This window comes from Faecalibacter sp., from assembly GCF_057177045.1.
Genome location: NZ_CM169987.1, coordinates 2,487,203 through 2,500,308 on the forward strand (window position 1 = coordinate 2,487,203; position 13,106 = coordinate 2,500,308).

Annotated in this window: 10 protein-coding genes; 2 read left to right on the forward strand and 8 right to left on the reverse strand. The window is 37.0% G+C overall.

Annotated elements, in window-relative coordinates:
• Positions 1–22 precede the first annotated feature (22 nt).
• Positions 23–3,082 carry a translation initiation factor IF-2 gene (gene infB / locus AC1QSP_RS11615; protein WP_484078832.1) on the forward strand — a complete coding sequence of 1,020 codons (3,060 nt, stop codon included), beginning with the start codon at positions 23–25 and terminating at the stop codon, positions 3,080–3,082.
• Positions 3,083–3,181: 99 nt separating this feature from the next.
• Positions 3,182–4,849: a gamma-glutamyltransferase gene (gene ggt / locus AC1QSP_RS11620; protein WP_484078833.1), complete on the forward strand. Its 1,668-nt coding sequence runs from the start codon at positions 3,182–3,184 to the stop codon at positions 4,847–4,849.
• Between the two features lie 191 nt (positions 4,850–5,040).
• Here ggt and ygiD read toward each other — a convergent pair whose 3' ends face one another.
• From ygiD to AC1QSP_RS11660, 8 genes are all read right to left on the reverse strand, one after another.
• Complete coding sequence (gene ygiD / locus AC1QSP_RS11625) at positions 5,041–5,874, reverse strand: 4,5-DOPA-extradiol-dioxygenase (protein WP_484080406.1); 834 nt, start codon at positions 5,872–5,874, stop codon at positions 5,041–5,043.
• 172 nt (positions 5,875–6,046) lie between these two features.
• Positions 6,047–6,859 (reverse strand): methionine ABC transporter substrate-binding lipoprotein MetQ, encoded by an 813-nt coding sequence (gene metQ, locus AC1QSP_RS11630; protein WP_484078834.1) that lies wholly within the window; start codon positions 6,857–6,859, stop codon positions 6,047–6,049.
• An 11-nt stretch (positions 6,860–6,870) separates the two neighbouring features.
• Entirely contained in the window at positions 6,871–7,524 is a 654-nt protein-coding gene (gene metI, locus AC1QSP_RS11635; RefSeq protein ID WP_484078835.1) for a methionine ABC transporter permease MetI, read from the reverse strand.
• A complete protein-coding gene (locus AC1QSP_RS11640; RefSeq protein WP_484078836.1) occupies positions 7,505–8,548 on the reverse strand; it encodes a methionine ABC transporter ATP-binding protein in 1,044 nt (347 codons plus the stop codon). Before AC1QSP_RS11640 ends, metI begins: the two co-directional genes overlap by 20 nt.
• 395 nt (positions 8,549–8,943) lie before the next feature.
• Positions 8,944–9,225, reverse strand: a complete 282-nt coding sequence (locus AC1QSP_RS11645) for a GNAT family N-acetyltransferase (protein ID WP_484078837.1) — start codon at positions 9,223–9,225, stop codon at positions 8,944–8,946.
• 22 nt (positions 9,226–9,247) lie between these two features.
• A complete protein-coding gene (locus AC1QSP_RS11650; protein WP_484078838.1) occupies positions 9,248–10,117 on the reverse strand; it encodes a pirin family protein in 870 nt (289 codons plus the stop codon).
• 495 nt (positions 10,118–10,612) lie between these two features.
• Positions 10,613–12,592 carry a urocanate hydratase gene (locus tag AC1QSP_RS11655; RefSeq protein WP_484078839.1) on the reverse strand — a complete coding sequence of 660 codons (1,980 nt, stop codon included), beginning with the start codon at positions 12,590–12,592 and terminating at the stop codon, positions 10,613–10,615.
• A gap of 105 nt (positions 12,593–12,697) precedes the next feature.
• Positions 12,698–13,078, reverse strand: coding sequence for a ribosomal maturation YjgA family protein (locus tag AC1QSP_RS11660; protein WP_484078840.1), 381 nt, complete (start codon positions 13,076–13,078; stop codon positions 12,698–12,700).
• Positions 13,079–13,106: the final 28 nt, after the last annotated feature.

The window sequence follows — 13,106 nt, forward strand, 5'->3', positions numbered from 1 at the left end:
CATTATAAAAAGATTAGCATATATGCCGGAAACAATCAGATTAAGTAAAGTATTAAAGGAGTTAAACATATCTATAGATCGTGCTGTTGATTTTTTAGAGGGGAAGGGTACTGCAGTAGAAAAGAATCCGAACTCTAAAATTGATATGCCTACTTATGATATTTTAGTTAATGAGTTCCGTTCAGATGCTAAGCAAAAACAAGCTTCCGGGGAGATTGTCATTAACAAATTATCAGGAATTAAAGCTGCTGAGAAAAAAGAAGCTGAAGAAAAAGCTGCAGCTCAAAAACCTGAAGTGATTAAATCAAACAAAGTAGAGCTAGAGGGTCCAAAAACAGTCGGTAAGATTGATTTAGATGCTTTAAAATCGAAAAAGGAAGAGAAAATTGTTGCGAAACAAGAAGAAAAAGTAATCGAAGCTGAAGCTCCTAAAGCTCAACCTGTGAAGGAAGAGCCGAAAAAAGAAGTGGAAGCACCAATTCAGGAAGAGCAATCTCATCCGAAAGTAATTGGTAAAATCGATTTAGATAAAATAAATAATACAGGTAAAACTAAGAAAGAGGAAGCTCCTAAACCTAAAAAAGAGGTGAAGGAGAAGCCTGCTGCCCAAGCACCAAAGGCCGAAGTGAAGAAAGAAGAGCCGAAACAAGAAGCAGTGGTTAGTACACCTGAAGTAAAATCGGAAGCGAAGCCTGAAGTGAAGAAAGAAGAAAAAGAAGTAGCAGCAGAACCTCAGAAAATTGAGACTGTATATACGAAGTTGGATGGTCCTAATTTTACAGGAGCAAAAATCGATTTATCAAAATTCGAAAAAGCACCTAAAAAAGCAGACGACAAAAAAGGATCAAACAATCCAGCAGACAAAAAGAAACGTAAACGTATTCAAAAGGGAGTGAAACCAGAAGATGTGAAAACAACAGAAGGTGGAGCACCAAAACAAGGAAATAACAACAATCGCCAAGGAGGACAAGGTGGTCAAAATCGTCCAGGAGGTCAAGGTCAAGGTGGAAACCGTCAAGGTGGTCAAAACCGTCAAGGTGGACAAGGTGGAAACCGTCCAGGAGGACAAGGTGGAAATCGTCCAGGAGGACAAGGTGGAAATCGCCCAGGAGGACAAGGTGGAAACCGTTTTGGAAACAACCGTCCAGGTCAAGGACACCGTGCTCCACAAGCTGAATTGAGCGATGAGGATGTTAAAAAACAAATTAAAGATACTTTAGATAAATTAACGTCTAAAGGTCAAAATAAAAAATCTGCTAAACACAGAAGAGATAAACGTAATGAACGTCGTTTCCAAGCCGAAATGGAACAAGAGGCAATGGAAAAAGACAAGACATTACAAGTAACAGAATTCGTAACGGTTAATGAATTAGCTTCATTAATGGACGTTTCTGTCATGGATGTTATCTCTGCATGTATGGCGTTAGGTATTATGGTAACCATGAACCAACGTTTAGAAGCGGATACAATTCAATTAGTAGCAGATGATTTCGGTTACGAAGTAAAATTCGCAACAGCTGAAGATGAAACTGCTGAAGAAGAAGAAGTAGATGCTGAAGAAGATTTAGTAGAAAGAGCGCCTATTGTAACTGTAATGGGACACGTTGACCACGGTAAAACGTCTTTATTAGACTACATCCGTAAGGCAAATGTTATCGCAGGTGAGTCTGGAGGTATTACACAGCACATCGGAGCGTATAACGTTACATTAGCAAATGGTAAACGTGTAGCGTTCTTAGATACTCCTGGTCACGAAGCCTTTACAGCTATGCGTGCTCGTGGAGCTCAAGTGACAGATATCGCGATTATTGTAATTGCAGCAGATGATCAAATCATGCCACAAACTCGTGAGGCAATTTCTCACGCACAAGCAGCTGATGTTAAAATGATCTTCGCTATCAATAAAATTGATAAGCCAGCAGCGAATCCAGAAAAAGTAAAAGAGCAATTAGCTCAAATGAACTTATTGGTTGAAGATTGGGGTGGTTCTTACCAATCACAAGAAATCTCTGCTAAATCTGGTTTAGGTGTAGATGAATTATTAGATAAAGTTTTATTAGAAGCGGAAGTATTAGAATTAAAAGCTAATCCAAACCGTAAAGCATCTGGTACAGTTGTAGAAGCTGCTTTAGATAAAGGTCGTGGATATGTATCAACAATGATTGTACAAAACGGTACTTTAGAAGTTGGAGATTACATCTTAGCAGGTTCTAATCACGGTAAAGTTCGTGCAATGTTAGATGAGCGTGGTAAACCAGTGAAAAAAGCTGGACCATCAACGCCAGTAACAATCTTAGGTTTAGACGGTGCACCAACAGCAGGAGATAAGTTTAAAGTATATGATGATGAACGTGAAGCGAAACAAATTGCATCTCGTAGAGAGCAATTACAACGTGAGCAAACGATCCGTACGCAGAAACATATTACATTAGATGAAATTGGACGTCGTTTAGCTTTAGGTGACTTCAAAGAGTTAAATATTATCTTGAAAGGGGACGTGGATGGTTCTGTAGAAGCATTAACAGACTCTTTACAAAAATTATCAACAGACGAGATTATTGTTAACATCTTACATAAAGGGGTTGGACAAATTACAGAATCTGACGTATTATTAGCTTCTGCTTCTGATGCGGTTATTTTAGGATTCAACGTACGTCCTGGTACAAATGCTCGTGATTTAGCTCAGAAAGAAGAAATCGAAATCCGTACATATTCGATCATCTATGATGCAATTAATGACATCAAAGAAGCGATGGAAGGTATGTTATCTCCAGAGTTAAAAGAACAAGTTACAGGTAACATCGAAATCCGTGAAACATTCAAAGTATCTAAAGTAGGTACAATTGCAGGTTGTATGGTATTAGATGGTAAAGTGTACCGTACGTCTAAAATTCGTATCATCCGTGATGGTGTAGTAGTTCACGAAGGTGAATTAGCTTCATTAAAACGTTTCAAAGATGATGTGAAAGAAGTATCGAAAGGTTACGAATGTGGTTTAAATATTAAGAACTACAACGATATCCAAATTGGTGATATCATCGAAGCTTTCGAAACAGTAGAGGTGAAAAAGAAATTAAAATAATTTCTTAATCAATATAATTTAAAAGGCGATTCTTTATGGAATCGCCTTTTTTTTGTTTAAGTGATTTTAAAACTTACTTTTGTTTTAAATACACATGAAATGAAAAAAGGAAACTTTTTACTATTATTTATTTTAATCGCAATTCAAGGATTTGCACAAACCAATTATAAAAATGGTGTCGTCGTATCTGCTCATCCCGAAGCTTCAAAAGTCGGAGTAGATATTCTAAAAAATGGAGGGAATGCTATCGATGCATCTGTTGCCGTACAATTTGCTTTGGCAGTGGTGTATCCCAATGCAGGAAACATTGGTGGCGGAGGATTCTTGGTTTATCGTGATCATAAAGGAAATATTGATGCTTTAGATTACCGTGAAAAAGCTCCTTTAGCAGCCAAGGAAGATATGTATTGGGGAGAGGATGGAAATGTCATTACAGAACTTAGTTTATACGGTCAGTTAGCGGCAGGAGTTCCAGGAACAGTAGATGGAATGGTTAAAGCGCATCAGAAATATGGAAAATTAAGTTGGAATGAATTGCTTCAACCTGCAATTGATTTAGCGGCAAAAGGTTTTCCCATTACTCAAATGCAGGCCGATGAATTAAACGAAAAGTTTGAAAACTTCAAAAAATATAACCCATCTTCGAATCCTTTTACTCTAAAAAATAACTGGAAAAAAGGGGATCTTTTTGTTCAATCCGATTTAGCCAATACGTTAAAACTAATTCAACAAAAAGGCTGTAAAGGTTTTTATGAAGGTCGAGTAGCAAATTTGATTGTAAAAGAAATGAAGCGTGGAAACGGGATCATTTCCAAAAAAGATTTAAAAAACTACCAATCGGTGTGGAGAACACCTGTTTCAGGAGAATACAAAGGATATAAAGTTATTTCAATGCCACCGCCATCCAGTGGGGGAATAGCATTAATTTCATTATTTCAATCCGTTGAAAAATATCCATTAAAAGAATGGGGATTTCAATCCGAAAAATCGGTTCAAGTGATGGTCGAAGCCGAACGTCGTGTATATGCCGATCGTGCAGAGCATTTAGGAGATCCTGATTTTATTCATGTGCCCCAAGCGCAATTATTGAATAAAGCGTACAATGTGAATCGAATGAATGATTTCTCTTTCGAGCGTGCTTCTAAAAGTTCAGAGATTAAGGCAGGAGAAATCATTGGAAAAGAATCGATGGAAACCACACATTATTCAATTGTAGATAAAGACGGAAATGCTGTTTCAGTAACGACAACTCTAAACGGTTCTTATGGATCTTTGGTCGTGGTAGATGGTGCTGGATTCTTATTGAACAATGAAATGGATGATTTCTCAGTAAAACCAGGTACGCCAAATTTATATGGTTTAGTAGGCGGTAAAGCCAATGCAATTGCACCTGCTAAACGTATGTTAAGTTCAATGTCGCCATCCATTTTAGAAAAAGATGGAAAATTATACATGGTGGTTGGAACACCAGGTGGATCAACGATTATTACTTCGGTTTTTCAAACGATTTTAAATGTATTAGAGTTTGGAATGACGATGCAAGAAGCTGTTGCTGCACCACGTTTTCATCACCAATGGTTACCGGATCGCATCGATGTTGAACCAAATGCTATCTCAAATGAAGTGAGAAATTCTTTAAAAATTAAAGGGTACGAATTAAAAGATCGCCAACCGTATGGTCGAGTAGAAGGGATATTAGTGAATGCGGATGGAACGTATCAAGCAGGTGCAGATCCACGTGGAGATGACAAAGCAGAAGGATATTAAACCGTTTACAGATGAATAATTTTGGAGAAGTAGAGGTTACATTTAATGTCGGAATTATTGGTTACTTAATTTTAATAGGATTATTTTTAATTATAGCTTTTGCCCTTTTTAGAGGGTTGAAAAAATAAAAAAGTAGAATAGCTTTAGCTATTCTACTTTTTTTGTTAACACCAATTAATGGATTAAAAGAATCATATGTTTTGTCCGATATAGACCGATGTCATCGATAATGAACCAGCAACTGGTTCGTCGTTGAAAAACGCAATTTCGTCTTTGTTTCCTTGTAAAGCTAAAGCGTATAATAAAGGCAAATAATGTTCTGGAGTTGGAATAGCCAATTGGAAAGCTTGTCCTTGCTCGAATGGATTCATCAAAGGTTTGTGATTTCTCTCCATAATTGCAGTTTTCACAATATTATTAGCTTCAAGTGCCCAATCGAAGCCAAAGGTATCATTGATGCGATTCCAAGCTACAGCACGTAGGTTATGCACAATATTTCCACTTCCAATAATTAAAACCCCTTTCTTGCGTAAGGCTTTTAATTCTTGAGCCAATTGATAATGCTGTTCTGGTGTTCTTCTGTAATCCAAGCTAAATTCCACAATCGGAATATTCGCCTCAGGATACATATGTTTAATCACCGTCCAAGCCCCGTGATCCAATCCCCATTCAACATCCAATCCCACTTCTGTTGATTGAACTAAATTCTTAATTTCTTGTGCCAATGCCGGATCACCCGCTGCTGGATATTGCACATCGTGTAAGGCTTGTGGAAATCCTCCAAAATCGTGAATGGTTGGAGGAGTTGTCATTGCAGTGACGAAAGTACCTCTCGTTTCCCAATGGGCCGAGACACACAAAATGGCTTTAGGAGTAGGAATTTTTTGAACAATATCACGAAAACCGGTTACAAACTGATTTTCCTCAATGGCAATCATTGGACTTCCATGTCCTAAAAATAAAACAGGCATTTCGTCAGTTTCACCTAATGTATCGGTGAATTGACCTAATTCTTGAAGGCTCATCGCACTTCCGACTAATGGGGCTACTGCTAACAATTTTAAAAATTTTTTTCGATCCACAATTCAAAAGTACAACAACACGGAATAGATTGCATTGATATACGTTAAGAAACGAAAATAAGGCCCATAAAAAAAGCAATCCTTAGGATTGCTTTCAATAGTATATGAATATGAATTACCATCCTTTGATGGCTCCATCTTTAAAAATTTCTTTTGCTTTTTGTTCAACCGCTTCCGATTGGTATGCTTGTAAAAATTGCTTGATGCGAGGATCGTTTTTGTTGTCTTCTCTGGAAACAACCAAATTCATATAAGGCGATTCTTTATCTTCTGTAAATACCCCATCTTTTGTCGCATCTAATCCCGCTTGTCCCGCGAAATTGTTATTGATTACCGCGATGACAACTTTTTCGTCGTCTAAAACACGAGTTAATTGAGGTGCTTCTAATTCGATAATGTCTAATTGCTTAGGATTAGCAACGATGTCTGTTAATTTAGGGAATAAACCAACTCCTTCTTTTAATTGAATCAACCCTAATTTGTTTAATAAAATTAAGGAACGTCCCCCGTTTGGTGCATCATTCGGAATGGCAATGGTGCTTCCATCTTTTAAATCATTTAACGATTTAATTTTCTTTGAATAACCGACGATAGGGTAAACGAAGGTATTACCGATGGCTGCGAATTTATACCCACGTTGTTCTGATTGCGAATCGATGAAGGGTTGCGTTTGGTAAGCATTGGCATCAATATCCCCGTTATTTAATGCTTCATTTGGTACGATATAATCGTTGAACGAAACCAATTCAACATCTAAATTGTACTTTTCTTTCGCCACTTTTTGCGCTGTTTCCGCTAACGCATATTCAGGGCCAGCCATTACACCTACTTTTAGTGCTCCGGTTCCATCATTCTTTTTTTCGCCACAAGCAAAAATCGTTAAAAACGAAATTCCTGCTAAAACGGACTTTATGATTGACTTTTTCATTCGATATATTTTTATTTATGATTGAATTTTTTTGATAAGAAATCACCCGTAAATTGGATGATAAAAACGATAATGATTAATAAAACTAAAACCACATTCATGATTAAAGTATCATAACCAACATATCCATATTGATAACCGATTTGTCCTAAACCTCCGGCACCAACTGCACCACCCATGGCAGAATAGCCCACCAAAGTAATTAAGGTAATGGTTGCAGCATTGATCAAAGAAGGTAAAGCTTCAGGTAATAATACTTTCGTAATAATTTGCATGGGTTTAGCGCCCATTGCGCGAGCTGCTTCAATTAAGCCTTCCGGAATTTCCAATAAACTATTTTCAACTAATCGAGCAATAAATGGAGCTGCTCCTACACTTAAAGGAACTAATGCCGCAGCCATTCCGATGGATGAGCCGACGATGGCACGTGTAAAGGGAATCATCCAAACAATTAAGATGATGAATGGAATCGAACGGAACACATTTACGAAAAAGGATAAGGTTTGATTCACGATTTTATGTTCTAAGAATTGTCCTTTGCGCGTTAAAAACAAAATAATTCCTAAAGGTAATCCGATGACGAAACCGAAAAATCCAGCGACAAACGTCATGACAATCGTTTCCCACGTTCCTTTCACTAAAAGATTAATGATTGATTCTGACATAGCCTATTTTTTCGATGTTAAACTGATTGTTTTTGAAATAGTTTTCGATGGTTGCTTCTTGGTTGTTGATTTGATCAATTTTAATGAACATCGTTCCGTAATTAATACTTCCAGCATATTCGATACGAGAAGTAATGACTTCGGGCGTGAACTGATATTGATTTTTAATTTCAGCAATTGTCGAATTATAATTCGGTTGGTTGCTAAAACTAATTTTATAAATCACTGCTGAATCAGCTGTTGCATCATTTTCAAGTTTTGATTTAAACACAGAAGGCAATTCAATATCCAATGATTTTTTGATGAAATCGTGAGTGATTTGCTCTTTTGGATTCGTGAAAATCGTTTCAACAGAACCATGTTCTACAACTTTTCCATTCTTCATCACCGCAACCTCATCACAGATGGCGTTGATTACCTCCATTTCGTGGGTAATTAATACAATCGTAATATTTAAACGTTGATTGATTTCTTTCAATAAGTTTAAAATTGATTTCGTTGTGGATGGGTCCAACGCACTTGTTGCTTCATCACACAATAAAACCGATGGATTACTGGCTAAAGCACGAGCAATGGCTACCCGTTGTTTTTGACCTCCCGATAAGTTGGCAGGGTATTCGTTGGCTTTATCTAGAATTCCAACCAATTCCAATAATTCATTGACTTTCGATTGGATTTCACTTTTCGTAGCGCCTGTTAATTCTAACGGAAAAGCCACATTCTGAAAAATCGTACGAGAAGATAATAAATTGAAATGTTGAAAGATCATTCCAATTTTTCTTCGTTCTAATGTTAATTTCGCTTGCGCCAAAGAAGTTAAATCAACACCATTTACCCAAACTTCTCCTGAATCAGGCGTTTCTAATAAATTGATGCAACGAATCAAGGTGCTTTTCCCAGCACCAGATTGTCCAATGACACCAAAAATTTTTCCTTCATCTATGGTTAATGAAACATCATCCAAAGCCGTAATGGTTTGGGTTGAAGTTTTAAATTTTTTATTAATATTTTTTAATTCAATCATTAGATTAATACGAAAAAAGCCCCTCAAGACGTAACGAATGAGAGGCTAAATTATAGGATATAATGTATCGAACCACTTCATTCAGTCAGACAAGAATGCATGCAGTTCCACTTCATTACGATATTTACATTACGAGTATTCAATAGAAATAATTCTGATGCAAATTTATTGACTAGAGACACATAAAGCAAAAAATTTTAACTCTATGGTATTGAATTTCAATAAGAATAAAATTTATTTCAATTAATAATACTTTTTAGGGAAAAATTATCGGAAGTTCAATTGAATGTATAAATTATTAACGTATAAATATGCAGTTTGATTAAATAATATTTTTCTGTTTAAAGTCTATTTATAATCATAAAAAATCCGATCTCAAAAGATCGGATATATAATTATGCCAATACGTCTCTAAAGCTTTCGTTCTTGTCAAATTGTGCCTTGGCAAACGGACATAATGGAATCACTTTTACATTTTCGGTTCTTACCCAATCCAAAATGTTTTCTAAAATGTGTTTACCAACCCCTTGTCCACCGTATGCTTCATCCACGTGAGTGTGATCGATAATAATTTTGTCTGAACCGGCCCAAGTATATGTCATTGCACCCGCCTCTGTTGAACCGTCCATTGCTTGAACCATTCCACGTTTTCCGTCATCTGTTTTTACAAATTCCATTGTTTTTTATATTGTTGATTGATTAATCTAAAGTTCCAAACTTACCGTTGTTATAATCTTCGAAAGCTTCACGGATTTCTTCTTGTGTATTCATCACAAATGGTCCATAAGAAGCAATAGGTTCGTTTAATGGTTCTCCACTCAAAATGAATACCACGGTCTGATCTTCCATTGCTTCAATGGTAAATTCTTGTCCAACATTCCCAAACAAAACCATATGATCGGTTGGTACAGTTGTATCACCATTCACTTTTATGGTTCCTTCGATGACCAAAGCTAATGTATTATAATGAGCAGGGAAACTAAATTCAGCTTTTCCGCCTGTATTTAATTTCGCATTTTGCATATGTACAGGAGAAAATGTGCTTGCGCTTCCTTTTACATTTTGATATTCACCGGCAATCACTTCTACCCATCCCTTTTCCACTTCAACAATCGGAATATTTTGATGTTCGATGGCTTGATATTTTGGGGCACTCATTTTATCTTTTGCAGGAAGATTGACCCAAAGCTGAACCATTTGAAAGATTCCGCCTTTTTTGTAAAATTCTTCTGCGTGATATTCTTTGTGTAAAACACCTGATGCAGCTGTCATCCATTGTACATCGCCTTGGTGAATTGTGCCACCTCCGCCCGCACTGTCGTGATGAGAAACACTTCCTTGATAGGCAATGGTTACGGTTTCAAATCCTCGGTGAGGATGAACGCCAACTCCTTTTGGAATGTCTGTCGCTGGGAAATTAAATTTAGAATTATAATCCATCATAATGAAGGGATCCATTCTTCGCATCGTTAAATTATTCCCTGGAATAAAGTTGTGAACTCTAAATCCATCGCCTACAAAATGAGGTGTTCTTGGTGCAATTACGGCTTCTATATTTTTTGTGTTCATAGCTGAAAATTTGATGTTAAAAACGTATTTCTTTTTTGTTTCACAAATTTACGATCGCTTGCTAAGGTTAGTCTTGATGTAGGATAAGAAGTTGTGTGTGAATGAATTGATGTAGGTCAATGGATTATTTAAAAATGTTTTTTGAAGTGAAAACCATCCCACTGAAATGGAATATTTTTTATCTTTGTCACAGAGTGTGAATCCGCTCAAAATCTTCCTTTTAGCATCTGATTTATAAATCTTCTATGCCGCCTTCTACGGCATGATTACCACGTGATAAATCCCTGAGAGATGCCTGAGCAAGGAGGTTTGTTCGGTCTTTCTTCGGTGTTACACTATGCATTGTCTCGTCTTTCATTATTTTTTACCTTCTTCATATCAAAGAATAGAAGCCCTCATTTCTGCTTGACGAATGTGTTGATAGAACAGTTTAGTTCTTAATATTGTATTATAAATCAAAAAACCACTTCGATAGAAGTGGTTTTTTGATTTGATTTAAAGTAATTCTTCATTTACCATATTCGGTAAAGTTACCTTTAGTAAAGGTTCTTCTTCCATGGCACGTTTGATAGCAAAAATAGCTTCTTCGTTTCTTGCCCATGAACGGCGCGCAATTCCATTGTTCACGTCCCAATGTAACATTGATTTTAGACGTTGTTCTGCATCTGAAGATCCGTCCAATAACATTCCGAATCCCCCGTTGATCACTTCGCCCCAACCAACGCCGCCACCATTGTGAATCGAAACCCAAGTAGCTCCTCGGAAACTATCACCAATCACATTGTGAATCGCCATATCGGCTGTGAATTTCGATCCATCGTAAATGTTGGAGGTTTCGCGGAAAGGAGAATCTGTTCCCGAAACATCGTGGTGATCTCGACCTAAGACAACAGGTCCAATTTCACCATTGGCAATCGCATCATTAAATGCTTTGGCAATTTTGATTCGACCCTCGGCATCGGCATATAATATACGTGCTTGTGATCCTACGACTAATTTATTTTGTTGTGCCCCTTTAATCCATGTGATGTTATCTTGCATCTGTTGTTGGATTTCTTCAGGCGAATGCTGCATGATTTCTTCTAATACTTGACAAGCAATTTCATCTGTTTTTTGTAGATCTTCTGTTTTTCCTGAAGTACATACCCAACGGAAAGGCCCAAACCCATAATCGAAACACATTGGTCCCATAATGTCTTGTACATACGAAGGGTATTTAAAATCGATGCCGTTTTCGGCCATCACATCCGCTCCAGCACGAGAGGCTTCTAATAAGAACGCATTGCCATAATCGAAGAAGTAGGTTCCTTTCGCAGTATGTTTATTTACGGCTTCTGCATGACGACGTAACGATTCTTGAACTTTCTGTTTGAACAATTCTGGATCATTTGCCATCATTTCGTTCGCTTCTTCAAAACTTAATCCTACAGGATAATAACCACCAGCCCAAGGATTATGCAAAGAAGTTTGATCGGATCCTAAATCGATGTATACATTTTCTTCATCGAATTTCTCCCAAACTTCAACGACATTACCATCGTAAGCGATTGAAACGACTTCGTTCTTTTCTTTGGCTTCGCGAACACGTTTGACCAATTCATCCAAATCCGATATCACTTCATCGACCCAACCTTGTTCGTGACGTTTCCACGTAGCTGCCGGATTGACTTCAGCCGTTACTGAAACTACTCCCGCAATGTTCCCAGCTTTTGGTTGTGCACCTGACATTCCACCTAAACCTGCAGTAACAAATAATTTCCCTGCCGTTCCTTGGTCATCAATTTTACGACAACCATTTAAAACTGTAATCGTTGTTCCGTGTACAATTCCTTGTGGCCCGATGTACATGTAACTTCCGGCCGTCATTTGACCGTATTGAGAAACGCCTAAAGCATTCATTTTTTCCCAATCATCCGGTTTCGAATAATTCGGAATCACCATACCATTTGTAACCACTACACGTGGTGCATTTTTATGGGATGGAAATAAACCCATCGGATGACCCGAATACATGACCAACGTTTGTTCATCGGTCATTTCCGACAAATACTTCATCGTTAATAAATACTGTGCCCAGTTTTGGAATACGGCACCATTTCCACCGTAGGTAATTAATTCATCCGGATGTTGAGCGACCGCAGGATCTAAATTATTCTGAATCATTAATTGAATCGCTTTCGCTTGCTGAGAATTTCCGGGATAATCCTCGATTGGACGTGCGTAAATCTCATAATCTGGTTTGAAACGGTACATGTAAATGCGACCATATTTCTCTAATTCTTCCTTGAATTCAGGAATTAATTCGGCATGATGTTGAGGTTCGAAATAACGTAAGGCATTTTTTAAGGCTAATTTTTTCTCCTCTTCTGATAAGATTTCTTTGCGTTTTGGGGCGTGACTTACATTTGGATTATATGCTTTTTTTGCAGGAAGTTCGACTGGAATTCCTTGTTTTATTTGTTCTTGAAATGTCATTTTTATGTGGTTTTAAGTTCTACGTTAATCGTTTTAAGTTTTACGATTTTATGTTGATCAGAATGTTTTAGAATCTCAACTTCTTAATGTGAAGCTGAACTAAAATCAGCTTGACATGTTTCTTCTTAAATCTTTATCCATCACGAATAAACATCCAAATCCAATGATGTAACAAAGCATATCGATCCACGAAAAAGATGTTCCGATCAATACCTTTGCTAAAGTTGAATGTTGTAATCCGATGATTTCGATGAATTTAAAATATTGTAAAGTTTCAACGGTAAAAGCCAATATCAACGTAAAGATTGCGATGTATAAAGGTTTTAGGGTTAAAAATGCTTTGATGAAATAATAGATTAGAATAACTACTAAAATATCACCGACATAAGGACGGATAATTTGATCGTGTATGTAAAGCGCAATAATTACTTCTAAAATGAAGATGAATATGGCGATTAAAAGTGATTTAAGTTGAAATCGAAACATAGTTATTTTTATTGGTGATGTGAAGCTG